The sequence below is a fragment of the Infirmifilum tikiterense genome (assembly GCF_054696565.1).
In genome coordinates, this window is sequence record NZ_CP182482.1 from 197,412 (window position 1) to 222,607 (window position 25,196).

Annotated in this window: 25 protein-coding genes; 7 read left to right on the top strand and 18 right to left on the bottom strand. The window is 61.5% G+C overall.

The window, feature by feature from the left end:
* Positions 1-28: 28 nt before the first annotated feature.
* Positions 29-196, bottom strand: coding sequence for a hypothetical protein (locus ACNO7C_RS01125; protein ID WP_460025193.1), 168 nt, complete (start codon positions 194-196; stop codon positions 29-31).
* A gap of 244 nt (positions 197-440) precedes the next feature.
* Positions 441-1,346 carry a carbohydrate kinase family protein gene (locus tag ACNO7C_RS01130; protein ID WP_460025194.1) on the bottom strand — a complete coding sequence of 302 codons (906 nt, stop codon included), beginning with the start codon at positions 1,344-1,346 and terminating at the stop codon, positions 441-443.
* Positions 1,347-1,471: 125 nt separating this feature from the next.
* On the opposite strand from ACNO7C_RS01130, the gene ACNO7C_RS01135 reads away from it, so the two are divergent.
* Complete coding sequence (locus tag ACNO7C_RS01135; protein ID WP_460025195.1) at positions 1,472-2,056, top strand: hypothetical protein; 585 nt, start codon at positions 1,472-1,474, stop codon at positions 2,054-2,056.
* 1 nt (position 2,057) lies between these two features.
* Here ACNO7C_RS01135 and ACNO7C_RS01140 read toward each other — a convergent pair whose 3' ends face one another.
* From ACNO7C_RS01140 to ACNO7C_RS01160, 5 genes are all read right to left on the bottom strand, one after another.
* Positions 2,058-3,866, bottom strand: coding sequence for an ATP-dependent DNA ligase (locus ACNO7C_RS01140; protein ID WP_460025948.1), 1,809 nt, complete (start codon positions 3,864-3,866; stop codon positions 2,058-2,060).
* A 60-nt stretch (positions 3,867-3,926) separates the two neighbouring features.
* Positions 3,927-4,724, bottom strand: a complete 798-nt coding sequence (locus ACNO7C_RS01145) for a thioredoxin family protein (protein ID WP_460025196.1) — start codon at positions 4,722-4,724, stop codon at positions 3,927-3,929.
* Positions 4,725-4,808: 84 nt separating this feature from the next.
* Entirely contained in the window at positions 4,809-5,453 is a 645-nt protein-coding gene (locus ACNO7C_RS01150) for a TIGR00296 family protein (protein ID WP_460025197.1), read from the bottom strand.
* Complete coding sequence (locus tag ACNO7C_RS01155; protein WP_460025198.1) at positions 5,434-5,922, bottom strand: Mut7-C RNAse domain-containing protein; 489 nt, start codon at positions 5,920-5,922, stop codon at positions 5,434-5,436. The genes ACNO7C_RS01150 and ACNO7C_RS01155 overlap by 20 nt, the downstream gene beginning before the upstream one ends.
* Positions 5,923-6,615 carry a CBS domain-containing protein gene (locus tag ACNO7C_RS01160; RefSeq protein ID WP_460025199.1) on the bottom strand — a complete coding sequence of 231 codons (693 nt, stop codon included), beginning with the start codon at positions 6,613-6,615 and terminating at the stop codon, positions 5,923-5,925. It lies immediately after the preceding gene.
* Between the two features lie 534 nt (positions 6,616-7,149).
* Between ACNO7C_RS01160 and ACNO7C_RS01165 the strand changes: the two genes are divergently transcribed.
* A complete protein-coding gene (locus ACNO7C_RS01165) occupies positions 7,150-8,406 on the top strand; it encodes a zinc ribbon domain-containing protein (RefSeq protein WP_460025200.1) in 1,257 nt (418 codons plus the stop codon).
* Here ACNO7C_RS01165 and rqcH read toward each other — a convergent pair.
* Positions 8,382-10,232 (bottom strand): ribosome rescue protein RqcH, encoded by a 1,851-nt coding sequence (gene rqcH, locus ACNO7C_RS01170; protein ID WP_460025201.1) that lies wholly within the window; start codon positions 10,230-10,232, stop codon positions 8,382-8,384. The genes ACNO7C_RS01165 and rqcH overlap by 25 nt on opposite strands.
* 97 nt (positions 10,233-10,329) lie before the next feature.
* Between rqcH and ACNO7C_RS01175 the strand changes: the two genes are divergently transcribed.
* The gene (locus ACNO7C_RS01175) at positions 10,330-10,491 is read left to right on the top strand and encodes a hypothetical protein (RefSeq protein ID WP_460025202.1); all 162 of its coding nucleotides are present in this window, start codon (positions 10,330-10,332) and stop codon (positions 10,489-10,491) included.
* Between the two features lie 1,088 nt (positions 10,492-11,579).
* Positions 11,580-12,719 carry a nuclease/transposase family protein gene (locus ACNO7C_RS01180; protein ID WP_460025203.1) on the top strand — a complete coding sequence of 380 codons (1,140 nt, stop codon included), beginning with the start codon at positions 11,580-11,582 and terminating at the stop codon, positions 12,717-12,719.
* A gap of 171 nt (positions 12,720-12,890) precedes the next feature.
* Here ACNO7C_RS01180 and ACNO7C_RS01185 read toward each other — a convergent pair whose 3' ends face one another.
* The 7 genes from ACNO7C_RS01185 to ACNO7C_RS01215 form a co-directional block, all read right to left on the bottom strand.
* Positions 12,891-13,415, bottom strand: coding sequence for a hypothetical protein (locus ACNO7C_RS01185; protein WP_460025204.1), 525 nt, complete (start codon positions 13,413-13,415; stop codon positions 12,891-12,893).
* Positions 13,399-14,148 carry a hypothetical protein gene (locus tag ACNO7C_RS01190; protein ID WP_460025205.1) on the bottom strand — a complete coding sequence of 250 codons (750 nt, stop codon included), beginning with the start codon at positions 14,146-14,148 and terminating at the stop codon, positions 13,399-13,401. The genes ACNO7C_RS01185 and ACNO7C_RS01190 overlap by 17 nt, the downstream gene beginning before the upstream one ends.
* A 51-nt stretch (positions 14,149-14,199) precedes the next feature.
* On the bottom strand, positions 14,200-19,602 hold the full coding sequence (locus ACNO7C_RS01195; RefSeq protein ID WP_460025206.1) for a carboxypeptidase-like regulatory domain-containing protein: 5,403 nt from the start codon (positions 19,600-19,602) through the stop codon (positions 14,200-14,202).
* Positions 19,603-20,162: 560 nt separating this feature from the next.
* Positions 20,163-20,360 (bottom strand): RNA-protein complex protein Nop10, encoded by a 198-nt coding sequence (locus tag ACNO7C_RS01200; RefSeq protein ID WP_460025207.1) that lies wholly within the window; start codon positions 20,358-20,360, stop codon positions 20,163-20,165.
* 2 nt (positions 20,361-20,362) lie between these two features.
* Positions 20,363-21,163: a translation initiation factor IF-2 subunit alpha gene (locus ACNO7C_RS01205; protein WP_460025208.1), complete on the bottom strand. Its 801-nt coding sequence runs from the start codon at positions 21,161-21,163 to the stop codon at positions 20,363-20,365.
* A 309-nt stretch (positions 21,164-21,472) separates the two neighbouring features.
* Positions 21,473-21,670, bottom strand: a complete 198-nt coding sequence (locus ACNO7C_RS01210; protein ID WP_318536550.1) for a 30S ribosomal protein S27e — start codon at positions 21,668-21,670, stop codon at positions 21,473-21,475.
* Position 21,671: 1 nt separating this feature from the next.
* Positions 21,672-21,959 carry a 50S ribosomal protein L44e gene (locus ACNO7C_RS01215; RefSeq protein ID WP_318536549.1) on the bottom strand — a complete coding sequence of 96 codons (288 nt, stop codon included), beginning with the start codon at positions 21,957-21,959 and terminating at the stop codon, positions 21,672-21,674.
* 268 nt (positions 21,960-22,227) lie between these two features.
* On the opposite strand from ACNO7C_RS01215, the gene ACNO7C_RS01220 reads away from it, so the two are divergent.
* Positions 22,228-22,584 (top strand): transcription factor S, encoded by a 357-nt coding sequence (locus ACNO7C_RS01220; RefSeq protein ID WP_460025209.1) that lies wholly within the window; start codon positions 22,228-22,230, stop codon positions 22,582-22,584.
* Between the two features lie 182 nt (positions 22,585-22,766).
* On the opposite strand, the gene ACNO7C_RS01225 is transcribed toward ACNO7C_RS01220, so the two are convergent.
* From ACNO7C_RS01225 to ACNO7C_RS01235, 3 genes are all read right to left on the bottom strand, one after another.
* Positions 22,767-22,922 carry a hypothetical protein gene (locus tag ACNO7C_RS01225; protein ID WP_460025210.1) on the bottom strand — a complete coding sequence of 52 codons (156 nt, stop codon included), beginning with the start codon at positions 22,920-22,922 and terminating at the stop codon, positions 22,767-22,769.
* 169 nt (positions 22,923-23,091) lie between these two features.
* Positions 23,092-23,217, bottom strand: a complete 126-nt coding sequence (locus tag ACNO7C_RS01230) for a hypothetical protein (RefSeq protein ID WP_460025211.1) — start codon at positions 23,215-23,217, stop codon at positions 23,092-23,094.
* 11 nt (positions 23,218-23,228) lie between these two features.
* Complete coding sequence (locus ACNO7C_RS01235) at positions 23,229-23,660, bottom strand: plasmid mobilization protein (RefSeq protein WP_460025212.1); 432 nt, start codon at positions 23,658-23,660, stop codon at positions 23,229-23,231.
* A gap of 126 nt (positions 23,661-23,786) precedes the next feature.
* On the opposite strand from ACNO7C_RS01235, the gene ACNO7C_RS01240 reads away from it, so the two are divergent.
* Together ACNO7C_RS01240 and ACNO7C_RS01245 are read left to right on the top strand one after the other, a co-directional pair.
* Positions 23,787-23,963, top strand: a complete 177-nt coding sequence (locus ACNO7C_RS01240) for a hypothetical protein (RefSeq protein WP_460025213.1) — start codon at positions 23,787-23,789, stop codon at positions 23,961-23,963.
* Positions 23,960-24,121: a hypothetical protein gene (locus ACNO7C_RS01245; protein ID WP_460025214.1), complete on the top strand. Its 162-nt coding sequence runs from the start codon at positions 23,960-23,962 to the stop codon at positions 24,119-24,121. The genes ACNO7C_RS01240 and ACNO7C_RS01245 overlap by 4 nt, the downstream gene beginning before the upstream one ends.
* The last annotated feature ends 1,075 nt before the right edge of the window (positions 24,122-25,196 follow it).

Genomic DNA, 25,196 nt, shown 5'->3' on the forward strand with positions numbered 1-25,196 from the left:
TAGCTTGAAATTAAACCTATCCCGCAGCTCACTCGAGGTCGCTCACCTTAGGGCCTAGCTTTTTGAGCTTGTCCCTGATCTTGCTGTAGACCTGCCTATCTAGCGCCTTAGCCTCCTCCTCGATCGAGAAGTCCTCCTCTTCCTCTTTCTTGTGCTTCAGAGCCTCGAGTTTGAGCTTGCAGGTGCCATCCGGCATTAGAGCGTGCCTCGTGCACCCGGAGAACTGGCATTTCCAGCCGATGCAGCTGTCCCCGATCCATGTGCAGAAGGCCTCAACCCCTCTTCTCGTTCGCCTATAAACGAGGGCGTTTTTGTAGCAAGTAAAGGCTCTGAAGGGGCAGAGTGGGGAACAACTCACATCGCTCTTCTGCATGGAATTCCCCGCATTGCAGGATATCTTTAGGGGTAACACGTTATTGAACTTTACCCTGCTCTAAACTTTAGAAGACGAGCGGCTCGTGACCCCTGGACTCAAGGAATCTGTTAAGCTCGCTCAGTGTGGGAGAGGACTGCGCCCCCAGCTTCGTGGACTTTATGGCGCCAGCAGCGTTCGCTATGGCGAGGCACTTCTCGTACGGCAGGCCGAGCTTCCAGGCAACTAGGAAAGCCGCGTTGAACGAGTCGCCTGCACCCGTGGTGTCGACGGCGCTGACCCTGAAAGCCGGTACTTGTAGGCCTAGCCCTGGGATCCTCGAGCCGTGCTCCCCCTCCTTCACCACGAGTAGCCCGCGGTACTCCTTCTCCAGTGCCTCGCCGCCTAGGGCGTCGTACTCACGGGCGTTGACGAATAGCACATCGACCAGCCCAAGCACATCCCTAACGTACTCCAACCCCCTGGAGGCGATCGCCATACCGGGGTCGTAGCTCGTCGAGAGGCCTCTCTTCTTAGCCTCCGCCAGCACCCATCGAGTGTAGTCGGGTTTAGTACTGCTCAAGTGAGCGTGGCTCACCCCCTTAAACATGGCATCGGCGTCGATGAAGCCCGGCTTGAGATCCGTGTTTGCACCCCTTACAGCCACCATCGCTCTGCGGCCAGCATTGTCCAGGATTACCACAACCTTGCCTGTGGGTTTACTCGACCTGACCACGCAGTGGGTCGCCGCGCCCTCCTCGCTCAGGTACCGCACTATGAGGTCCCCGTACTCGTCGCTCCCGACTACTCCTGCGAAGGTGACTCTAGCCTTTAGCCTGGAGAGGGCAACCGCCACGTTTGTTGCGGCACCCCCGAGCTTTGCGAAGAAGTCTTTCGCCTCCTGTGCCTCGTCTGCGGCTGGGATTCTGTCGACGAGGTAGTACTCATCTATGCTAGCGTTCCCTGAAACCAGGAAAGATGGGGCTGACACCATGAGAACTCAGTAGCATCGCAGGGTTATGTTTTTTCTTTTCCAGGCGGCGCCAGTGTGCAGGATCAAAGGAAAAGCAGATAAAGATAATTAAGACGTCTTCAACCTACTAAGCAGGTGCATATTGGTTGAGCGAGGAGGCTAAGAGGCTGGCTGAAGTGAAGGAGTACCTGGAGAGGAGGCTGGAGGAGCTTAGGCGCGAGGAGACGTTACTCGAGGAGGCTTTACGGCTCGTGAACCAGGCTCTCTCCTCTACAAGCTTCATGAGGGCCTCAGAGCTCCTCCAGAGAACGCCCCAGGCCACGGCTGCGGAAGCTAGACCCGCGGCTACCGCAGGGGCTAAGGCCGGGGGCACGCCACTCGAAGAGGCACTCATCACCTCCGCCACCACAGGCGAGCAGCTGGCTAAGGTTATCGTGTACCCTGAAAGCATTGAGATCGTCTTCACTAAAGAGTTTTCTGCCGGCACTCCACCCTTCGAGTCGTTCTTCGTGAGGAAAGTTCTAGAGGGCTACAAGAGGAAGGACGAGGACCTCGTTGCGAGGGGCGAAAAGTCGCCGGACGAGGTATTCGAGTACGAGATCGTGGAGGATAAGGGTCTGCTCAGGAAGATAATAATAAGGAACTACGGGGACAAGAGGGTTGTAAACGAGATTAAAAGCACTCTACGCTGGACCCTTAACAAGATGCTGGCGCGCTCCGGGCAAGAGTAGATCACTGCTGCAATACAGTCTTGCGCTGCGACTTGTACATCTCGATGAGCTCCGCCTCCGTGGTGGCCTGCTCGGGTTTCTTGTCAAACCTGTATCTCCCCGTAAACCTCGGGAACCTGATGGCTAGGCCGGACTCCGCCTCTATCTTGCCGAGGGCGCAGGTGTGCAGGGGGCTGAGGGTTATCTCGGCTCCGATTATCTCTAGCACTACCGCGGGCACGAACCACACGTCTGCCTCGATTCTAGACACGACCCGTGGATGGCGGTGGGGGATTCGGTACGGTTCTAGGAGTTTCGGGAGGTTGGCGAGGTCCTCGTCGGTGAACCCTGTGCCCACCTTGCAGACGGTCTTGAAGGTGTCGCTCTCGGGATCGTAGGCCGCCATAAGCAGGGCTCCGTAGGTGCCAGCCCTTTTCCCCCTTCCGTGGAAAGCACCGACGACGACCAGGTCCACGGTGTCCGTCATCTCCATCCTGTAGTCGCGCTTGAACTTGATCCAGAGCCAGCCCCTGGCACCCATCTGGTAGACACTCTGGGCCGAGACGGACTTGCACATCACCCCCTCGCAACCCTCGCTTATCGCCTCCTCAAAGAACAGGAGGAGGTCCTTGGGGTTGTCGACGAGCTTAGCCCTGGAGAGCAGCACGTCGTCGCTGCCTTCGGGGACTATCGACTCGAGAACCTTTCTTCGCTCTGGGAGAGGCTTCTCGATAATCTCCTCGCCGTTCAGGTAAATGGCGTCGAAGAGGTAGACCCTCACAGGGTACTCCTTCATGGCTTTATCCACGTCGTACTTCCTCCTGCGGTGCATCAGCTCCTGGAAAGGCAGCATCTCACCCGTGTCAGGGTTGTACGCCACAATCTCGCCCTCAACTATGAACTCCTCGGCCTTGAGAGAGGTCATGTAGCTGACGACGTCGGGGTAGTGGTGCGTTATGTTCTCGAGGCGCCTGCTGAAGAGCCAGACTTTATCCCCCTTCCTGTGAGCCTGAACCCTCTCGCCGTCGTACTTGTACTCGACCAAGCACTGCCCCCCGAGTTTTTCGATGATCTCGGCTGGATCGCTCAGGCGCTCGGCTAGCATGGGTAGGATTGGGATCCCAACCTCTATCTTGATAGATTTTACAGCGTCAATGCCCTTTGAAGCTAGCTCCTTAGCGATGAAGCCCAGGTCGGGCCTCTTCGTGTAAGCTCTCTCCAGGATATCCCTAGCGGCCTTCGAGCCCGTGAAGGCCACAGCTAGGGCGTCGAGTATGGTCATGTCTGCTATGCCCAGCCTGAGCCTGCCCGTGACCGTCCTCACGATGTACTTAGCCTCCTTCGGCTTAGCGTCCGACAGCAGGCTCGCAAGGGTGTTTATTTTCGTGTCCTGGCTTCCCTCGCCCGAGGCTAGGGCAATCTTCATCAGCGCGTTGTAGACCTGAGAGACTGTAAGCTCACGCTTTGCGCCCTCCTGGCCTATGAAGCCGAGCAGACCCGCCGCCTGCTTCGGCCTGGAGAGCAACTGCTCAGCGACAACACCCGGATCGCCTACCTTTTTGTACAGCTCCTCCACGTTCTTGACCGGGACGCCTGTCGCCTTAGATATCGCCCTCAGCGTGAGCTTCTCCGCGACACCCAGCTCAACTCCCTCGTAGTCGGGCCTGAGCTGCCCTTGGGTGAGGTAGATTACCTTGTCCAGCACGTCCACAGGCGTCCTCTTGAAGAGCGACACGAGGTAGTCTGTCATGGCCAGCCTGCTGGACGTGCTCTCGATCTTCTCGTAGAACTCCACGAGAACACTATAGGGTAGGTCATTAGCAGACACGATCAACCCCCCTTTGTATAGCGCCCTCCCTGAATTTAAAGGTTTGATTGCTCAATGCAACGCTCACTGCCGCGGCCTCCTCCTGCCACACGGAGGGTTGTTAGGATCAGGTACCGCGACATGTAATAACCTGCACCTACCTCTGGCCTGATCATAGAAGAGGCAGGTGAAGCAGGTGCCGGCGAGCCCCTCCTCCCTTGGAGGGGGCTGAGGCGCCACGGGTTGCGGTTTCACGGGGGCTTTTTCTTCAGCCCGTATGGTTCTCTCGGCGGGTTGCGGTTTAGGGTACTGAGGGGGTTGCTGGGGCTTGGTCTGCGGCGCGGGGGGTGCTTGCTTCACCTTGGGCTCCTCCAGCCTTGCGGGCTCTGGGAGTTCAGGCACCTCGACGGGGGCTAGCTCTATGGGAGGCGGTGTCTCGACCGTTTTCTTCGGCGGTGCCTGCTGCGGCCGGACCGGCTTTACCGGTGGCTGCTCCATGGGAACCTCGACCGGCTGCAGCTCTTCTCGGGGCGTCTCTAGGGGCGGTATGCTGGCCAGCTCGAAGGAGAGGCCCCTAACGAGGAGCTTTATCTCCTGGCGGCTGAGGTACTTGCCCTCCACCACTTTCTCGTCATCCACGACCACGGCTGGAACCGCCTTGATCCCATATTTCTTGAACTCCGCCACGTATATCCCGCCGAACACCTCCTCTAGGCTCTGAAGCCACTCCTCGAACTTCGAGGGGTCCTTCAGGCTGAGGAGCCTGACAACCAGGCGAGGCCTCTCCCCCTTAGGCATCGCGTTCATCTCAGCCTTAAAGGCCTCGAGCATTTCCTGGGCCTTCGGGTCACGGGGGAGGAAGACCTTTATCTCCTTGGCCACTTAGCCCACCACTGACTCCTACACGAATCCTCGTCGGACATAATAATTAAGTTATCTTTTTTATTGGTCGGAAAGGTTCAGGAGCTAGGGCGGTATCTCCAGGAGCCTCTCGGTGACCTCCCCGCGTGGCGTCACCTCCACGAAGACCTGGGCCTGGAATGTGTAAACCCTGAGCTTCCCCGTCCTCCAGAACGTCTCGGGGAGCCCTGCCTTTAGGCACGCGTAGCTCAGGAAAGTCTCCGTGTCCCATCCCTCCTCGACCGGGACCTGCGGTAGGAGGAGCCCCCTGGCCATGCCGTACTCGACTAGGAGCCCGTCGCGCCCGACCTTCACCTTGTCCAGGAGCTCCCTGTAGTCGGTGTAGTGGAGGGGCTCCGGCTTCGTCAGAACGCTGACCTCGAAGACCACCTCGTCCAGCTCCCTGGGCGTGAGCGGCGGGAACCTCGGGTCCTCTGTTGCGGCCGCGATCGCCGAGCGTATTGTGGCTTCAGCTAGGGGAAAGAGGGGTTCCGGGTACCCTATGCAGCCCCGCAGCTCCCGCCTAGCCTGCCTGGTGAGCGGGTTGACGACGATCTTCTCGATCGTTACGAAGACGCCGGAGCTCTCCAGCAGGCTTCTAGGCGTCTCGGGTGGAGGAGAGATTATCACGGCTTTATCGAGGTACTCTTCCACAGCCCTCCTGGCGAGCCTGACGAGGAAGCCCCCCTCCTCAACAGAGAGTTTTACCATTCTGAATGCACCTCACCTTTTCCAGCACTTTCTCCATCTCTCTGATGTGAGTACCGAGCCAATAAACTTGTCCACACCCCGTGCACACGTAGAACTCGCTGTAAGTCTGGAAAACCTTCTCAGGCACCCTGCCCGCGACGGCTTCGCGGGGGACGCGGAGTAGGGGTGAGGCGCAGATAGAGCAGAGCGCTTTATCCGGCTTGAATGCGGGCTCCACACCCAGCGCGCTCAGGACATGGGCGAGCACGTCCTCGTCGCGGCCCTGGGGGACGAGGAGCACCTTGAAGCCTCTCCTAGTGAGCCGGCTGTAGAGGGCCTTGTCCCTGGTGAGGAGGAGCATTTGGGGGTTCTCCTCGAGAGCGGACTCCAGCTCGCTGTCCTCGGCGTTGGGGTAGAAAAGAGCCTTAACTCCCAGCAACCTAAGCCACCTTGCCAGCTTGCCCAGCATGCCGTCTACCAGCACCTCCATTTATGTTACACCCGCTATTGCTGCTAGAGCGCTCTGAAGGCTAGATGAGTCGTAGACGTGGACGCCGCCGGTCGTCCGGTTTGAGAGCATGGAATACCTCTTGAGCGCGTCGACCGGGTCCAGCTCGTCCAGAGGCTCGAGCTCGAGAAGAGACCCCGCCACGCGCGAGACCCTCGTGTGGACCAGCCGGTGCTTCGAGTCCTCGGCGCTGAGGATGTAGTGCACGATGTCGGCGACCGTGAGAACGCCGGTAACCTGGCCGGCGTAGCAGACTGGGAGCGCGATCGAGCCCCTCTCCCGCAGAGCCGTTACGGCCGTCTTGAGCGTGGAGTTGCACTTCAGGCACGGCAGCCTGTGGGGCTTGAGCCTCTCTAGGAGCGCTTGAGCGCTCAGCATCCCTGTTTCGAGCATGTAGACCACCAGGGAGCGCGGGGTGTAGGCCCTGTTGCCCCTCTCCGATACGAGGTAGCTACCGGCGGAGACCTTCCTCAGGGCCACGCTGAAGGCCGGCCTGCCTGATACTCTGACGACCCTTACTCTGCTCCTACCGCCAACGACTCTCGACAGGAGGGAGCCCAGGTAGACCGGCTCTCCCCCCACCAAGGCCACAAGGCTCTTGAACGCATCCCGCCTCACTTCCTCCAAGACTCCCTGCAAAGTTTCGGCTTTCAGGACTCCCTCGCTGTAAGTCACAATGATACTTTTGTAGCAATGCTACTTTTTTAATTTTCCCTTGTTTCTTCCCGTGCTCGACTTACGGCTTCCCTCGCTTCCAGCGGGTTTGGAAGAAGTTGCAGGAGGGTGTTCGAGCACCGCGTGCGCAGCTTTAGCGGACACAGCGTGTGTGATAACTTTACATTCCCCCAGCCTCCTAGCACGATGGCCTTGGTAGACAAGGGGGGTCTGAGAGAGCGTAGCCAGCTGGCTTGAGGCGACAGGCTCGCAAAGGCGCTGTAGCGCCTGAGGCAACCGAAGCTCGTCACCAGGGCCTTCGGCACGAGGAACACCAAGCGTGCAGCCAGCGCCCTCGAGAGGCTACGTCTCGCGGACTTCGTGAGGGGGGCGGTGGTAGGTAACGCCCGTTGCGTCTACCTCACCGAGAGGGCCTGCGGCCTGTTTGTCCCGCCTAAAACCTTTGAGGCTCACAATTAACATAACAATGTTATACTTTCGGCATAATCATCGGAGCACATATTAACCCCCTCCCCTGGAATGCAACTGAGGCCCGTGGCCGCACGCGTTAGGCCGGCGAGCTGTGAGCCGGCTTTAGCGGTGCGGGCTACACGGTGCTTCCCCGAGAAAACTGGCGCCCGTAGCGCCGCTACGGTGCTCGACGCATCCAGGGGCGTGTTGCGCGTCCCCAGCGTTAACATTGCGATAATGCTGAGGCCCTCGCTGGTCAGAGCGGTGATGGAGGATGTCGAGCGCTTCGGCAACGTTAAGCTGACGCTGCAACTAACGGCTAAAGGCAGGCTACGCCTTGTTGCGCACCGTGCGGTCAAGCAGGCGTGGTGGAACGGCAACGACAGACTCGCGGTGATAGCGTTGGACGTGAACTCGAATCACGGGCTCTACCTTCTTGCCTTCACTTTCGACAGCAAAGCCAGGCTCTTGGCGCAACGCGTGTTCAAGCCTCCCAACACGACGTTGCTGAGGCTCCTCGCGGCGCTGATGCGCAGCTACTCTAAGGTCAAGAGCTGGAGTGAAGCCATACAAAGGTTCAAGCAAAGGAGGGATGTCAGAGGAATGCAGAGAGAGGGGAGGGGCTCAGCGGTGGAGGAGGCGCTGAGGCTCGCCGAGAAGCTCAGGGCAAGGTTAAACCTGACCCCTGAGAGAGCAGAGCGCATTGCAAGGCAGGCGTCGAGGAAGGTGAAGAAGCTCAACGACGATTGGATTAGAGGCGTGCTCAAGGAAATGAGAGGCCTGGTCAGGAAGCTGAGGGACCAGGGCTACACCGTCGTATTCGTAGCGGACGTGCCCCGGGCCGAAAGCCTGAAGGGCTCGGGGCTACAGCGAACACTGCTCAAAGTGGCAAAGAGGCTGGAGAACCTAGCGCTCTACGAGGGCGCTAGGTGGTTCGAGCCGGAGAACAACGTCTCGGGCAGGCAGTGCCCCAGGTGCGGAACCTGGGGCGTAGAGGTAAGGAGGAGGTACTACCGCTGCTCGAAGTGCGGCCTGGTCTACGGCAGGGACTGGACCGCGGCGTTCAACGCCGCGAAGCTCTTCCTGAGGGCGTGCAGAGCAGAGAAGCACATCGAAGCACTGCATAGCTGGCTACAGAGCCACAAGACAGCCCTAACGCCTGCAGGCCCCGGCCCCAGTTCCCCCGGCTCCCCGAGCAGGGGCGGTCCGGGGGTGCCGCGCGCGGTGCGAGGAGGGGATGTGCCCGCGTCGCCGCGGGCAGAAGGCCGCCCAGCCGGGGCGGCCCCCGCAAGGGGACCCATGACCCTAGCGGGCCCTCAGAAAGGTGAAGGGGGCAGATGAGGCCAGGCGCGGCCAACTCTAACCCACCTCTCGACGTGGAAGGTTCCGGAGGGGAGGAGCTTGAGGACGTCCGCAGCCTTGACCTTCACCCTGCACTCCCTCACCAGGAAGTCCGCGATTTTCCTGGAGGTGAGCTCCTTGGAGAGCGGGCCCGGCGTGAGCTTGAGGAAGCAGCCCTCCTGAGGGCTCCTCGAGGCGGGTAGGGCCACGACGTTGCTTCCGTCGTAGCCGACTAGGAGCTCCAGCGGCACCCCGCGGATCCAGTTCCTCTTCCCGTAGATCATGAACGCCCCCTTCCCCAGGTACTCGCCGCTGGGGGGAGACTTGGAGACCTGAGACGCGGGGACCCAGAAGACGTCGATTGCCGCCAAGCCGGCCCTCCAAGCGCTGCTGTAGCAGGCGGCGAACTGGGCCGCCTCGTATATGTCCTTCTCGGGGACCTCGCGGCCATCCGTCTTCAGGACTGTTGCAGGAGCGCCGTGGATGTCCGCGTGCAGGAAAATGTCGCGGTCCTCCATGTACCTCCTGACCAGCAGTTCGTTCTGGCCGGCGGACTTGCCCGCGACGACGAGGAAGCCGTTGGTGGTGTAGAAGAACCTGAAGTCCCTGTACCAGGGCTCGCGCCCGCCGCCTTTAGGGGAGACCCTCACCCTGACGGGCTCTTCCGGCTTCGCGGCGAGCTGCGGCATCTTCGCCTTAAGCGACTTAGCCTTCTCGAAGAGCGACTCCGCGTTCGCGTAAGCGCTCCTCCTGGCGTCCACCCCCACGTCAACACCCCCAATTGACACCACGATGCTCCACCTCTCGTGGTCTATGCTCTTAACCTCGGGGTACGCGCTCCTCATAGCCTCCTCTATGCTCTGCCAGCTGAGCCCCTGCTCACGGAGCACTCTGTAGTGCTCGAGCACCCCCTGGATCCTCGGCGCGTTGTCCAGGATTAGGCGCGCAGCGGCCTCGAGGCTCCTCAAAGCCTCCAAGGCCTTCTCCGCCGGCGAGGGCTCGGGGGCGTGCTCCTCCGCGAGCAGGGACTCGACCATGTAGCGCGGGAACTCGGCTGGGAAATCCACCCTGACCGCCCGGTCGCTTAGGTGCAGCGGGTTGAAGGGGTACACCGAGCGTAGCGAGCCGGACTCGACCACGTAGCCGCCCCTCTTATCCTCGAGGGCCTCGACGAAGATCTCCCTGGCTTTCTCCAAGACGTGTACGGCCTCCCCGACCGACCTGGGAGGCGAGCTGGGGTCCACTCCAAGCCGGAAGGCTGCCTCGTACACGACCTCGGGCGGGAGAGAGGAGGCCTGGGAGAGGGCCGTGACGAGGCTCCTGCGGCCCAGCGCCAGGGCCTTTTCCGCAACAACGAGGGGGTGCTCTGAGGCGTCGGCCAGCTTGGGGGGCGGGGTGTAGGCTTCCCCAAGCTTGACGGAGCGGTCGCGCATCGACTTCTGCCTGTAGGCGTAGAGTATTTTGCCCTCTCCGTCCAGGAGGATAACGTTCCCCTCCCTAACCCACTCCAGGACGAGCGTGAACCCGTGGAAGTCGAGGGCCAGAACTCTGTCGTCATTTAATATACTAACGGCCGTGACGCGCCTGCCCTCAAGGTCCCCCAGCTGCTTCAGGCGCTGAGGAACCGTGATCTCCACCTCACCGAGCGCGGGGCAAGGCCCCCTCCTCGGATGGAAGAGAAGCACCCCGCTTGAGAACTGGAGGACGGCTAGCTCACCCCGAAGCAGGGCCTTCGCTAGCCTAGAGCCCTCGAGGCCAACGAACAGGTCCCAGATCTTGTACACATCGAGGAGGCTGACGCTCCTCCTAGGCGCAGCGATAGACACAGTTTCTACAGGCCGCTACGGCTAAATAACGTTACCCCGCTCTCAAAGCGCGTGTAGCTTTCCGCGAACGATAGAGAGGCTGTGCACGACGGGCCTTGTGAAAGAGACCATAACCGGCGATGTGCGCTACGTCTACCTGACGAGGAGGGCCTGCAATCTCCTAGCCCTGCTCGGCTACAGCATCGAGGAGGTGGCCTGTAGCAAGTCAGCCCTGAGGCATATCAGGCGCTTAGCCTCAGCTGCCTCTGGTACAGCATGACCGTTGTTATGTGGCTGCATATCCTCGCCCTCCTCACATAGCCGTATGCGCGGGTGAAGCAGCCAGCCTTTAACAGAGTGTAACGATGTTATACTTTCAGGGTAATCATCGGAGCAAATATTAACCCCCTCCGCGCAGGGAAGAATGAGGCCCGCTGCCGCAAGCAGCGGCCGGTGAAGGGGTGAGCCGGCTTTAGCGGTGCGGGCCAGGGTGCTTCCCCGAGAAAACTGGCGCCCGTCAAAGGGGAAGAGGGGGCGCCTGCACTCTCGGGGAAAAGATAGTGGGCGGGAGGGGGTAGCGTAAGGCAGGCCAGCGGGCCTCGGGCACCTCTCCACCGCTTTCAGCGCACTAGTGTTTAGGGGGGAGAGGCGGTGGAGCCATGGGCCGGGGCCGCCGAAAACCAACCCTTTTTTACCCCCTCTAACCCACCATTCCACGCTCCTCAGGGACGTGGTGGGAGCGGGTTAGAGGGGGAGGCCGGGCCCCCCGCGAGGGGGGTGGCGGGCTACGTCAATGAAGCGCCGCGCCCCCAGGGATCCCCACGCGGGCTCCCAGCGCGGCCGCTGAGGCGTGAAAGTGCCGGCACGCGGGGCCACGCCCACGCGGCCTGGCCCTGGGCCGGTAGTGCCCGCCTGCAAGCCGGCCGCCCGAGGCCCGCCTCCACGCCCACGCGGCCTGGGCGCGGGCTAGGGCGAGGGGTTGGGTTTCGGCGGCCCTCGGCTGCTCCCCGCCCCCTGGCAGCCGGCCCCCAGCCCCTGGGGGTGGACGGGCCGCTAGCGAAGCGTTGGCGGCGCCATGCCCCTGCCCTGCGTTGGGGGTGCGCGGGGCTGTGGGGTGTGGCGCGGGGGCCGCTTTTCATCGCTGAACCCCCCACCGCTGGCCGCCTGCTGGCCCCCTGGTGCCTCGGGGTGTATGGGGAGGGGTTGGGCCGGGTCGCAGGCTGTGTGAGCACTAGCGGCTTGTACGTGCCTGCGTGCCGCGTGCTCTGCGACGGCACAGCATGCTGTCCTCGAGCCGCTACGGGGCTGCCCGTGCGCTCCTCCCCCGCACCCCGCCTCTCCGGGGGTGGGGGCGGATGGGGGGAGCGTATGGGTAGCCCCCATAGTAACAGCAAATTAGCGGTCGAAGGGTTCAGGGTGCTGAAATTCGAGGCGGAGCTGCCTGAGGAGCTCAAGGAGTTCATCGAACGAGTTTACCAGCCGAAAGCCTCGATGCGCTACTGGCAGAAACTGCTCGGCCTCGGCAGCGAGGAGCTGGAGGAGGCTTGGAGGGCTCTTCCGTGGGCCTACCGGGACGCGTTCGACAAGGTGGTGGCGCAGAGGATACCGAAGAAGAGGAGCTACCTGCGGTTCCCGCTGCTCTCGTGGACGCTGAAACAGCAGGGAGCGGATCTTCGGGGAAAAGAGCTTATTATAAGGCTCTACAGGAGGGTCTACAGCATTCCGTTACCCGAGCGCGGAGCGGAGTGGCTGGGGAGGCAGGAGGATGCTTGTAAAGAGAGCGGTGGCAGGCTGTCGAGGTACATCGCCGTGAAGGGAGATAGAGAGATAAACGTCGTGCTCCACTGCTCTCACAGCCTGAGCGTGGAGGAGTTGCTCGAAAACCTGGAAGCGATCGCGGTCGTAGATATAAACAGCAGTCACGGCTTCTACTTCCTCGCCTACGACCTCAGAAACGGGAGCTTCACAATCCGGCGCTTCAAGGTGCCTGAGGTGAACTGGAGGAGGATTAAGGTGCTGCAGCGAGCCGCGGCTAAGTCCAGGAGCCCTGGCGCTTGGGCAACCGCGAGGTGCACGCTGAAAAAAGCCTACAGGCGACGCAGGGCCGCATTGCTGAGCGCCGTCGCAAAGATAGCGGGGGAGCTTAAGGGTAGAGGGGCGTTAGTCTTCGTGGACGTCCCATTCGACGAGTCTTTGAGGAACAACGGCCTGCAGAGGACTCTGCGTAGCTTCGCAAAGAGGCTGGAGAACGCCCTCGGCTTTGAAGGTATAGTGACAGTAGAGAGGACACTGCCCTCCAAGAGGTGCCCACTGTGCGGCGCGAAGCTGGAGGAGGTCAGAAAGAGGGCCAGGACGAGGGTGATGCGCTGCACGGATTGCGGCAGGGAGTTCGAGAGGGACAGCGTTCCAGCCCTGCACGCGCTGAAGCTGCTCCTCGAAGAAGCCGAGGTCGAGGAGCTAGCCGAAAAGCTGGCGAGGCACTACCGCCTGAGCGCCCAGCGACGCTAGGCCCCGGCCCGCGGTTGGCCGCCGCTGCCCGCAGTGGGCGCCGCGGCCGCCGGCTGCTCCTCCCCGGAAGCCCCCTCGAGGGGCAGGCCCACTAGGGCGATGCGACACCCCCGTGGGGCAACCCCGAGGCCGACCAAAGATGACGAACTTTAAGGGGGCCAGTGGGGGCAGTTAAAGGGGGAGCTCCAGCACAAGGCTGATAGGGTGGTAGAGCTCCAGGATCACGCGACTGTCCCTCCTGGCGGCAAGGGCCCTGTGGGTGTAGTAGACCCCGAGCACGCGCTCGCCGAAGCTCCTGCTCCCGTCCCAGTAGTTTATGAAGAGGGAGCCCAGGCCCCGGGACGCCCTGTCCACGGCTAGAGCTAGGAGCGACGCCACGAGCCCCCACCGCGACCTGTAGTCGAGCTGGAACGCGTGGAAGACGCGGGGGACGCTGTCCAGGACGACCAGCCCCTCCTCCGCTCCGGCGAAGGCTGAGAGGAGCTCGAGCGGGCCGTCGGGGGTCTCGAACGAGACTCCGCGCCACCCCCCGCCAGACCTCCACGCTGCCCCCGAGTAGTCCAGGTACAGGGCGCGCCCGCCTAGCCTTGAAACGAGCCCATAGGCCGCGTAGCGCCGCCCGGAGCCCGGCCTCCCCGCGAGCTCGAGCACGAAGCCGCCGCGCAGGATCTGCTCCGGGTTAGGGCTCCTCGACACCGCCCTCACCTATCCTGAACGTAGCCGAGGCTCTGCTCCATGGGCTCGAGAGGGCTACGGCGTCCCTGAGCTCGCCTCGGCGCTTCAGCATGACCGAGAGGCAGGCGTAGGTGTCCAGGTGGGCCCCCCCAGCCGGGGAGAGGCCGTCGGCTGAGACAACGTCCCTCGTCGCCACGACCACGCATCCCGCCTTCGCCACGCGCCAGAGGGCCCTCACGACGCTCGAGTACGCCTCTGCCCTCTCCCTTGCATCCAAAGCCTCGGAGCGCAGAAGCCCCGTGAGCTCGTCGATCACGAGGAGCCCGGCGTCCCCCGCGACGACCTCCTGGAGGGACTTGTCCAGGAGGACGAGGAGGTGCTGCAGGCTCAGGGCGCGCGCGTAGGTTATGCCGCCGAGGGCTTCAGAGGGCTCGAGGCCGCGGGCGAGGGCCATGGCGACGACTCTCTCGGGGGAAAAGTCGCCCCGAGTGTCAATGTACACCGCCCTCTTACCCAGGCCGCCGGAGTCGGGCGGGAGCTGGACGTTAACCGAGAGCTGCATGCACAGCTGGGTCTTGCCGCTGCCGGCCTCCCCGGAGAAGTCGTAGACGCAGCCCGGCTCGAGCCCCCCGGCCAGGAGCGAGTCCAGGGACGAGACGCCTACTCTGAGGCGGGGGCCCTGGGGCTGCCTAACGAAACCCCTCCTACTGTAGGGTGGGAGGTTGAGAATGCCGAGTACGTCTGAGGCGGACACGCTAAAAGGAGAAGAGAAAGGTAAAAAAGGTTATTTTTTAGCTTAAAGGTTCTATCGGGTCTGCGTTCCTGCCTCGGCGGGTGCGATGACTTTGGCGAGCCTGCGGCGCCTGTAGATGCTGTACTCGTGGGCGATGATGAAGATCACGAGGACGAGGAGTATCAGGAGCAGTATGAGGCCGAGGAACTCGCTGCTGCTCATCTCCCAGCCGGCGATGGTCAGGAAGATGTCGAGCTTGAGTTCAGCTGTTGCCTCCTTGCCTCCGGCGACGTTAGCGGTGGTGCTCGCGGTCCTGCCGCCCTTACTGGCCGTTATGGCGTAGCTGCCCTGCGGGAGCTCTATGGTCACCACTCCGCTGGCGTCGGTGGTGAAGGTGCCGACCTTCTCGATGGCCACGGTGGCGCCCTCGATGCCCTGGCCTCTGGCACCGAGGACCTTGACGGTGAGCTTGCCGATAGTGGGCACGGTTACTCCGATAGCGGGCTGCCTAGCGGCAGAGCCGGTGTAGCCGACGGCGAGGCCCTTCCAGCTGTCGACGCTGAAGCTTATGCTACCTGGAGGCACCTCCTTCACGGCGATGCTGCCGCTGCTGTCGAGGGTGTCGGTTATCTTCCTCCCGTCGGGCGTGGTGATGGTGACAGTGGCTCCGGCCATCGGGGTGCCGAACGGCGTGGTGAAGGTGAGCTGCACGTCGTAGATGTCGAGCTTGACCTGGAAGACCTGGAGGCTGGTCTCGAACCTGCCCTTCTCGATCTTGATGGACTGCTTCGCGACAGTCCCCACGCCAGCGAGGTCGACGACGACCTGGTAGGCGCCGTGAGGAGCCTGGCCGTGGTCAGCGGGCGTCTCGGGGCTGTACTTGCTGCTCGCGTCGAACGGCCAGCTCTTCACGGTGTCCTTGGCGAGGCGCAGAATGACGCTTCCGTCGGTCGCAGGCTTGTGCTGCGTGACGACGCTGTCGGGCCAAGTCACGGTGACAGTGATCTTGTCGAGTATGCTCTGGCTAAGCGCGCCGCCCTGCGCGTTGGTCAGGACGAGCTTAGCCACGTAGACGAAGGTCTCGAGCGTTGTACCGGCGCCAGGGGCGTAGGTCCTCGGCGCGTCGTAGTCGGTCACGGTGTCGAAGATCACGATCTCCTTGGGTATCTTGCCCGCGGCGCGGAGCAGGTAGCTGTCGCGCCAGTAGACGAGGAGCTGGTACCTCTGCGGGTTATTCGGGTCCTTGGGCGGTGGCACGAGGAGCACGACGTTGCCGTTGGGGTCGGTGAAGCCTATGACGCTGGGTATGGCTTTGGCCCTGGGCTCCCTGAGTATGGCGGCGACCATCATGTTCTGCAGCGGCTTGCCGCTCCAGTCGAAGACAGTCACCTTGATAACATCCCACTCGAGCGGCACGCAGTTCGCGGGAGGTGCACCTTTCTGAATGTTGTTTGAAAGGTTAAAGACCACAGTTCTGGAGAGAGTATCGGGATCCAGCACCTTTGTGATGTTCTTACCGCTCAAGCCGTATGGCTTGAGCACGTCGCTGAGGTTAAGCTGTGTTGACAGCGTGTAGTTGAGGTCGGTGTACGAAACGTGGTACTTCTTCATTAGAAAGGCGCCTGCGCCTATAAAGGCGACGTCATCTTTGTAGACTGGCTTGCTCCCAATGGGCGTAGAGGCAGTGGTGCCCTCGACCGGGGAGAATATCGCGACTCCGTCGCTACCTGTGTACTTGATAGTCCTAAACGGTGAAGTCTTACCCGTGCGGCCGTTGGCTACTACGGTGACGGGCTGGTTGGCGAGCGGGGTCCTGTTGTCCCTGAGGTCCCTGCCATAGACTTGGACGCAGAAGCCCTCCATGGCAGAGGTGTAGACGACCTTAGCGACTCCGCTCCAGTACGTTACGTTCCAGGCGCCGCCGAGCATGTAGTCGCTGTTATTGCCGCGGAAGCTCACCCAATTGCCGCCGTAGAGCTTGTACCAGGTCGGGCTGGGAGAACTGATATCAGCCTTACCGGCAGTGTAGGTAAAGAAGTCAAAAGAGTCTGTAGTAGCGTTGTACGGACCTATTATGTATCCGTAAAACGGACTATTCGGGATTTGCGGGGTATCGGGAACATTGGGCGTGCCGTACTTGTCACCTGCAAGAACAAACACGCCGAGAATGCTCGCGCCGAACTTCACGGGAGCATTCTTGACCTTGTGGCCGGGCATCCACACGGCCACGGGAACGCTGATGACGCCGTTCTTGTCATCGTCGACTGCGCTCCAGGCTACCAATCCTCCTGGGAACATGATGGCCGCGAAGTTGGGCTTGGTGATGCTCAGGTAGCTTGTCGAGTAGTCGTCATTCAGCGCGGCTTCAAGGAGCTTGGTCCAGTTGGCGGCGTCGTTCCTGAACAGGGTGGCGTTGAGGCCGGGTATGAGGCCTGCTCCGAGCTTGCTGACGGTGTAGAGGTCGAGGTTGACGACCCATGTGACGAGCCTGATCTTGGTTTCGTACCTGTTGCCTCCAGCGAGGTGTGACTTAGCGCCGTAGAATATCGCTATTGGGTGCTCGGTTCTACCCTTTGCGTCTAGGAGCCACGTGTAGCTCGTGTCCTTGCCACTGACGTAGGTCATCTTCCCGCTGGTCTCGTTGAACTTGAGCGTCTGGACGCCGCCGAAGAAGTCGAGGCCGTTTTTAAGCTCCTCGTAGTCCAGCGGGGCGCTGGGTGCGGGCACTCTGAACGTGTAGTTGTAGACCATCACTCCGCTGTGCCAGACGAGGAAGCTGTAGGTGGCGCCGGCCATGTAGAGGTGCGGGTACTTGGAGTTTTCGAACTGCGAGCCGGTGAACCTGAATACGGCCTCGCTCCGGCCGTTGCCCCAAGCCTGGTCGGCGTTGCCGGTCGCGTTGAAGATCTTGTAGGTGACACGCACGTTGGGCCAGCAGAGGCAGCCTGGGCCCTTCTGGCAGAGCAGGGTGATGTTCTGGGCCATGGCCTCGTAGGTGTCGTTGAGCGCCACTATCACGGGAGCTTTGCCGTTGCTCGTCGGCAACTCGCTCAGGACGTTCTCACCCGTGTGGTCCACGGCTTCCAGCGTGAAGCTGAACACCCAAGCGGGTACGGTGATCTCGTTGGTTGCGCAAGTCAGTTGGAACTCATGGTGGGTGAGGTCGTACCAGCCGATCACCAGGCCCGCGTCCTGTGGCCTGATGTACGGCGTGTCTTGTCTTGTAGTCACCTTGAGGATGATGCGGTTGCGCGTCGCGTCGACCTTGAGCGGGACCTTGGTGAACTTGACCTCGCCGTAGCAATCAGTTGTATTGGTGGCTGCGAAGGTCTTAGTATCATTCTTGTAGTACTCGAGGGTTACGTCCACCTTGTAGATGGCCTTGTAGATGGGGGTCTTCGAGTCCCACTCCGTGATCCTGAAGGTAACGTCGCCTACTGGGAATCGGAAGGTGGCGTTGTCCACGTTACCGGTTACATTTAGGGTGTCCGGTGTCCCCTCAACTGGTGAGAGGAGGGCGCCCTTGAAGAACAGCTGGACCTTGAACGTACCTCCTGGCACCTGGCCGAGGGAGACTGTGCCGTCTTTGCCTAGGCCGGCCTTGAAGGTAACTGAGTTGCCACCTGTCGGCGGCGTGTACGTGATAATTAGCGCGGCGTTGGGGTCGTAGAGCGGGGTCAGAGGCTGGTCACACAGATCTATGACCTTCATGTCTACGTTGTAGACAGGGGCGATGAAGTCCTTGGACTGCTCTGTGCAGTTGCTAACAAAGAACTTGGTCAGGTTGAGGCTGAGCACGTTGTCCTTGGGTCTGACCTCGACGAAGACCTCGCTACCTGGATGTGCGTAGAACACCTTAATTCTGTAGGTGTAGAGCTCGCTCGTGTTGAGGAGACCGAAAGGCACGGGCAAGTAGCCTGGACTGCTGCCCTGCCTGACGATTATGGGTGTGCCGCCCTGCGTTGAGCCTCCTCCGCTTATGTTGAACGGCGGGAACCGTATGTAGCCGGCGCCGTCAGTGTACGTGTTGATGGGGTCGCCGCCGGGGGCCTCTATTATTACCATCGCGCCCTCGAGCGGCTGCACTAATGTGCCGCCGCTGTCCTTAACGATCGCCCGCACCTTGACCAGCGACAGCCTCACGGTAAAGTTCCAGACGTTTGTGTCGAGCTTCGTGGCGTTGAAGATGGGCTTCGTCGTGTTGCCTACCTTGAGGCTCTCGTTTGCAAGATTAATGGTGTTGAAGGTCCACGTGAAGACCTGAATGTCGTTAACCTCGACGTTGATGGTCTGGTTCTCGTTGTAGAAGAGCGTCGTGTTAGGCAACCAGAAGAACATCCTCCCTGTTCCGCCGGCTACGAACTTCAGGCCCTCCTTAGGGGCTGTGGCGCTCCCAGGGGTAACCCCGCCGCGTCTGAGCCACCCGAGGCTGGGGCTCTTGATTTCGACGCTTATGGGAGGCCACTGCCAGTACGGAAGCATGTTGCCGCAAAGATCCCTGACGCTCACTATCGCGAGGTACGTGTACGCAGTGTCCTGCACAGTTCTCTCCTGGCCAGGCAGAGCTAACTGGACTTGTTGTTGCGGCTTGCCGGGTATGTTCTCAGTGATAACGAGGCTGGCACCGGTTGCGCTGCCGTTGTTTTTGAGCTGGAAGCCTACTACAGAGAAGTTGAGGGTCTCGCTGCCAACCTTAACCTTTAGCGGCTGGTCGCGCGGCGGGTCGTCGGTGATGAGCATCCAGTAGATGTCCTTGTAGAAGGTGGTGTTCCAGTAGCTCTCAATGTGGTAGCACGTCGGCGGCGCGCCTGGTGGCGTATTTATGTTGACCTGGATGGCGCCGACTAGGAAGGCCTTGCTCGTCGTGCCCGTGTTGTCTCCGTAGCCGTGGAAGACTATGGGGCCATTGGGGTCGAGCCTGACCTCAAAGTAGGCCTTGTCCTCGCGCCCGCTCTCATTGTCCTTGAGCCAGAGCGGCTTCTGCTGTCCGCCGATTTGCGTTATAGCTTGGAAGCTGAAGTTGTAGATGTACGCCAGGTGGACTGTCTGGTTGAAGAGCGCGGTCACGTTGTACCGGTTGTTTGGGTTAGCGGTGTTGTACCTTTTTGAGTTCAAAAGGAAGGTCTTGCCGTACTCCCTCCAGAACACAGACATGTTGTAGCTACCGGTGTACAGTTTTGAGGTGTCTAGTGCTACGGGACTTGAGAGCGTGAGCCATATCTGCCCGTTGGAGTCTGTCTTACCGACGGCGTAGGCGATTATGCACCCCTTAGAGATGAGATTCCCGCTGGCGTCCCTAAGCTCGTAGCTCTCGTTGAAGAAGACTATCACCACTTCCTTGTTCGCGAACGGCTGGTTCCAGGGCAGCGTGAGGTTCAGGTAGGCCGATGTTACTGGCTTAGCCTGGGCTGTTGTCACCAGTGCTAGTGCGAGTACTGCTAGTGCCAGTATTCCTAACAGGTATTTGTTACTCATACTTTCTCATCCACCCCTTTTCGGGGTTCAACCGGGCTGTGCCCCGCGGGGTATTTATAGGCGTCCTTTTCTGATAATTAGAATCAGGCTTCCGACTAATATTGATTCGACGCAAATCGATCGTACCTGCTGGGTGCTATTATGTATCTCTCGGTGCCTAGGGGCCCCACGAGATTCTGCTCCCGCTTGCAACCGCTTAGCGTTCGCGACAGTTGCACACTTCTATGGCGAATGTCTCACTAATATTTCACTGTAGCTAGCCCGGGTGATGATCGGCATCTTGTGTCTGCGCCTCATCCGGCCACTCGCCCTTATTTTAAGCCATCTTCTTCCGGCACCGGCCGCGCCTGGCACATCCTGCCCTTCACTGGTCTAAAGCCCCCTCTTCGGGGTACTCATGGGCTCCGCGCCTTCGGCCCACCCCGCCACCTTGCTTAGAGCTGTGCGGCGGGCTCTGCCTCGGCGCCTCTCAGCCTCCTCTTGCCACGCGCGGCACCCCCGGACCACCCCTGTTTGAGGAGCCGGGGGACTGGGGGTTATAAACGCTCACATAAGCTGTGCTAGATCTGCGAGGTTGAGGTCTGGCTGAGGATTTCGGCTAGCTTGGCTTTCCTCCTGTACTCTCCGTAGGGGTCCTCTGGGGAGAACTTCGCCGGGTGTGCTGCGCCGGGGGTGCCGCCGCAGTAGGGACACTTGTCGCGGCGGAGGGTGTACATGCCGCAGCTCGGGCACCTGTGGAGGAGCACGTGCTTCGCCACGCCTACTCGCCCTTTAGCTTCTGGTACGCGAAGGTGCAGCCGGAGCCCCGGGCGGCGCTCTCGATGGACTTCAGGATCTCCCTTGACAGCCTCTCGCTGTCGCGGTAGTTGAGCGCCTCGATGTCGATCTTGTACCTGGGGGCTCCGAGCGTGTAGAAGCGCACGGTGACGCCCTGGGGGACCTCGACGGCCTCCTCCCAGGCTGTGAGGGCCTTCTTGAGCGCGGGTAGCCCTCCGTCGACGCACTGCAGCGTGATCAGGTAGCTCATCTTCACCCTCGGGAGCTTGATGTTCTGCCTGGCGATCTCGGCTACCGCCTTGGCCCACCTCTCGTCCACGCCGGCCTCGAGGAGGGCCTCCTCGCCCCTCAGGCTGGCCTCCTCCAGCCCCTTGAATATCTCGCCGTAGTGGTCCTCGAGCCTCCAGCCGACCTTCTCGTAGGCCTCGTCCAGAGTCTTCCTGAGCTTCTGGGCCGCGAGCTCGAGGATCTTCTCAGCCCTCTGGGCCCTCTTCCACTCGATGAGCTTCTCCCTCCGCTCGGCGTCCGAGACCCTTCGGAGCGACAGGTCGACGAGCCTCCTGGCGGGGTCGACGCGTATCACCTTGAAGACGGCTTTCTGCCCGACCCTCAGCACCTCGCGGATGCTCCTGAACCAGGTGTGGCTCACCTCCCCCAGCGGGACGTAGGCCCTGAGGCCGCCGTACTCGTCGAGTGTCACGAAGGCCCCGTGGTCGTGGATCTCCGCCACCGTTCCGATGACGAGGTCGTTGAGGCTCGGCACGCTCTCCCTCTTCCTGACCATCCACATCGCCGTCGGGGAAAAGAGCCCGGGTCTAGATATTTCTTCCGATAGACCACCCAGTCTCACTATTCTGTTTCTTCGGACTACACACAATCGGCAGGAGACCGGTATTTTCTGGCCTCTGCAGGCCATAGCTCTCGGTTATCGCAACGCGCGCAGTATCTCTTACACCGCGGTTCCCGGCTATGTACGAGATAAGCAGGGTTGAAAAATGCCGCGGGGGTGTCATGCTCGCTAAAGAGAAGCCTAGAGGCACGGCTAGTTATGCAGGAACACTTCAGAGGAAAGCTTTAGGGCGTTGAAGTTTTCCTACGAGAGGAACTCGAGTATCTCCGCCAGTATCAGCGCCTTGCCGCCTGTGGGCTGGACGAGGGCGCGGCCGCACTTGAGGCACTTCGCCTCGAGGGAGGAGTGGCTGAAGACGATCTGCGTGTTCCCGCAGTCGGGGCACCTGACTTTCACGAACCTGCTTCTGGGCCTTGGGATGAGCTTCTCGACGTCGACCATGCTACTTCACCTTCTCGACTATCTCGAGCTTCTTGAGCCTGATGCCCTCCTTGTGGATCGTGTAGCCGCAGACCTTGCACTTGAGCTTCAAGACCTGCTTCTTGGTGACCTTGGCTGTCCGCTTCTGCTCGGGCTTCCTCTTGGACCCGTAGCCCTTCTGCTTCCTGAGGTACCTCCGCTGCCCCTCGGCGAGCGTCCTCCTCTTCCCAGCCTTGTAGAGCGTGACCTCGTGCTCCGTGTGTGTCTTGCAACGCGGGCAGTAGGTTCTAATCACGTTGGGAACCTTCATCCCAGCGACACCTTCCCCTACAACACCACGTGGCTAATTTAAAGCTTTTTTCGTTGTAGTCCCTCTCAGCTGCTGTGTGGCGGGCTTTTCGCCGTTACGCTCCGCAACTTCTTCGCGTCAAAGACACGGCAACCGCCGCTCCCCTGCGGGGATAGGCGGGAGGTGAAGCGTTGCTAACTCCTCGTTTTTCGATGTTTGTCCGCTCCTCACGTTAACGCTGAAAGCAGAGGCACGTAAAACATTACGAAAGGTTTATAGAGCCCCGTGGGTGGATAGCCCTCTAGGCGTCGCTATGGAATTTTGCCCTAAGTGCGGGGGCCTGATGGTACCAGCGGTGGTGAACGGCAAGAAGGTTTTGAAGTGCCAGAGCTGCGGCTACGTGAAGGAGCCCGCGAACCCTGGGAAAACCTACAGGGTCGAGGAGAAGATTGAGCGGCACCCGCTGGATAAGGTAGTGGTTTTCGACGTGGACGTCGCCACGCTCCCAGTGGTCCAGTTCAAGTGCGAGAACTGCGGCAACGACAAGGCGTATGTCTACGAGGTTCAGACTAGGGCCGGTGACGAGCCCGCGACGAGGTTCTACATCTGCACGAAGTGCCGCAAAGTTTACAGGGAGTACACGTAGCAATGCTACTTTTTAGTTTTTCCCTGTTTTCTTCCCGTGTTCAACTCATTGATCCCCTCGCTTCCATCGGGCTGGGGAGGGGTTGCTGGGTGTTCGGGCTCGGGCGTGCGTTCACGGTGGCCGTGAAAGGTTCCGGCCGGGGCGCTAGGAAAGGGAGAAAAAAGAGGGTAAAAAGGGGGGCTTTACTCGTCCGTCTCCGGCGCTTCGAGCATCTCTGCTAGCCTCGAGCGCAGCGCCTCTAGCACGGTCGAGAGAACCTCGAACTTCCTTGAATCCCGGCCCAGCTTCATCTCCGCCAACCCCAGCGCGTACTCCAGCTCACCGTACGCTCGGAGCATCCTGCGCCTAGTACACCACCCGGGATCCGCGAAGACCCTGTAGGCGTCCAGCCCCAGGAAGCTCGGGTCAACCCAGCTCTTCAGGAGGCGGGATGCGTAGCTCGCGAGGAACGCTGGCGGGCTGCTCAGCTCGACCCAGCTCTCGAAGCGCTCCCCCCGCGCCGTGGCCTCAGCCCACCGGTCGAATGCCTGCAGCGCGCCACCTCTCCCCGCCCAGCCTCACAACCCTCGCGCCCGGCGCCTCCTCCTCGGCGCCCTCAACCTCCAGACCGCAGCACTCATACCGCTCGCCCATACCCATCACCCCTAGCCCAGCAGCTTGATGCGGAGGTACTCAGAGAGTCTCAGGCCCCTCTCCGAGGCCTCCTTCCTCAGCCTCTCCTTCTCGGCCGGCGTGACCCGCACGCAGATTACCTCGGTGCGTTCGGTCTGCTCCAGCACTACGTGGTAGTCCGTCACCTCCACCACCCTGGCGCCGCTCACCGTCCTCAGGACCTCGCCCACAACGCGCACCTTGAACTCGCCCCTCAGCGCGTCCACGACAGTCCTCTTCCGCAGCATGGCCTCGAGCGCGCTCGCGGCGTAGTCCTCAAAGCCGATGCTCAGCTCCCCCGCGAGCTCGAAGCACCACCTCGCCGAGCCCTCCACCTGCCAGTACCTCTTGACCCTTCCTTCGGCCGCCAGCCTCTCCAGCATCACCCTACCCCTGTCGCTCACGTTCACTATACAGGCCCGCACCAGGCCCCCGTCATTGCTCCTCACCGTGTTTTACACTGCTTTTCACGCTGAGCCCCTCGCCTCGGAAGACTGGGCGGGCACAGCCTGTGTGAAGGCTTAAAACCCCCTCTTTCGCGTTTAGCCGTGATGGTCGAGGCCAGCGCCGAGGTGTGGGAGAGCGCCGCCAGGTGGCTCGAGCTGACAGGCCTCACAAAAACCCTGTGGCGCCTGCGGGAGCCCAAACCGCTCAGGAGGGCGCTCGGCACGAGGAACTCGAGGCACATAGCCAGCGCGCTGGAGAGGCTCCGCTCAGCGGCCTCGTGAGGGAGGCAGTAGTGGGCAACGTGCGCTACGTCTACTTGACGGAGCGTGCCTGCGGCCTCCTCGCGTTGCTCGGCTACAGCCCGGAGGATGTGGTGTGCAGCGATGCCGCCATGAGGTTTATTCGGCGCGGAGCCTCAGCTGCCTCCTGTGGAGCATGACCGTCGCTACGTGGCTGCATATCCTCGCCCTGCGCACGTAGCCGTAAGTCTTGAAGAGGCAGCCAGCCTTCGACAAAGCGCAACGATGTTATACTTTCAGGGTAATCATCGGAATGAATATTAACCCCCTCTGTGCAGGGAAGAATGAGGCCCGTTGCCGCACGCGTGGCCGGTGAAGGGGTGAGCCGGCTTCAGCGGCGCGGGCTACAGGGTGCTTCCCCGAGAAAACTGGCGCCCGTAAAAGGAGAGCTGTGGGCGCCTGCACTCTCGGGGAAAAGAGAGTGGGCGGGAGGGGCAAAGCGGCTCGAATCAGGCAGGCCAGCGGGCCCCGGGCACCTAGGCTACGCCGCTTTCAGCGCACTAGCGTTTAGGGGGGAGAGGTGGCAGGGGCCTGGACAGCCCGAGAGCGAGCCCCTTAAAAAGTATTTTTTCTCCCGCCAAGCCCACCCTCTCACGCTCCTCCGGGACGTGGTGGGACTGGGCTTGGAGGGAGGGCCGGGCCCCCGCGAGGGGGTGGTGGGCTACGCCGGTGAGGCGCCGCGCCCCTAGGGATCCCCGCGAGGGCTCCCAGCGCGGCCGCTGAGGCGTGAAAGTGCCGGTCTGCGGGGCCACGCCCACGCGGCCTGGCCCTGGGCCGGTAGTGCCCGCCCGCAAGCCGGCTGCCCGAGGCCCGCTTCCACGCCCACGCGGCCTGGAGCGGGCTAGGGCGAGGGGCTTGGCTCTCGGGCTGCCCTACCCCGCCGCCCCCTGGCAGCCGGCCCCCTGCCCCTGGGGGTGGACGGGCCGCAACCGCAACGAAAGCGGCGCCCTCCCCAGGTCTCGCGTTGGGGGTGCGCGGGGCTTTGGGGTGTGGCGCGGGGGCCGCTTGTTGCATTGAACCCCCCACCACTGGCCCGCTGCTGGCCCCCTGGCGCCTCGGGGGTGTCCGGGGAGGAGCTGGGCCGGTCACAGGCTATGTGAGCGTTTGTGGCTTGTACGTGCCTGCGCGGCTGAGGGCGCTTGGAGTGTGCGCGGCAACGCTGCATGCTACAGCGTTGCATGCTATCAGCGAGCGTTGCGGGGGTTGGCTGTGCTG

Excerpts from the sequence above, each read along its gene's own strand:
- ACNO7C_RS01125 (WP_460025193.1), bottom strand. The coding sequence starts at position 196 with ATGCCGGATGGCACCTGCAAGCTCAAACTCGAGGCTCTGAAGCACAAG.
- ACNO7C_RS01130 (WP_460025194.1), bottom strand. The coding sequence starts at position 1,346 with ATGGTGTCAGCCCCATCTTTCCTGGTTTCAGGGAACGCTAGCATAGAT.
- ACNO7C_RS01150 (WP_460025197.1), bottom strand. The coding sequence starts at position 5,453 with ATGGTAAAACTCTCTGTTGAGGAGGGGGGCTTCCTCGTCAGGCTCGCC.
- ACNO7C_RS01155 (WP_460025198.1), bottom strand. The coding sequence starts at position 5,922 with ATGGAGGTGCTGGTAGACGGCATGCTGGGCAAGCTGGCAAGGTGGCTT.
- ACNO7C_RS01180 (WP_460025203.1), top strand. The coding sequence starts at position 11,580 with ATGGGTAGCCCCCATAGTAACAGCAAATTAGCGGTCGAAGGGTTCAGG.
- ACNO7C_RS01195 (WP_460025206.1), bottom strand. The coding sequence starts at position 19,602 with ATGAGTAACAAATACCTGTTAGGAATACTGGCACTAGCAGTACTCGCA.
- ACNO7C_RS01205 (WP_460025208.1), bottom strand. The coding sequence starts at position 21,163 with ATGGTCAGGAAGAGGGAGAGCGTGCCGAGCCTCAACGACCTCGTCATC.
- ACNO7C_RS01210 (WP_318536550.1), bottom strand. The coding sequence starts at position 21,670 with ATGGTCGACGTCGAGAAGCTCATCCCAAGGCCCAGAAGCAGGTTCGTG.
- ACNO7C_RS01215 (WP_318536549.1), bottom strand. The coding sequence starts at position 21,959 with ATGAAGGTTCCCAACGTGATTAGAACCTACTGCCCGCGTTGCAAGACA.
- ACNO7C_RS01225 (WP_460025210.1), bottom strand. The coding sequence starts at position 22,922 with ATGCTCCGAGCGTACGGTGAGCTGGAGTACGCGCTGGGGTTGGCGGAG.
- ACNO7C_RS01230 (WP_460025211.1), bottom strand. The coding sequence starts at position 23,217 with ATGGGCGAGCGGTATGAGTGCTGCGGTCTGGAGGTTGAGGGCGCCGAG.
- ACNO7C_RS01240 (WP_460025213.1), top strand. The coding sequence starts at position 23,787 with ATGGTCGAGGCCAGCGCCGAGGTGTGGGAGAGCGCCGCCAGGTGGCTC.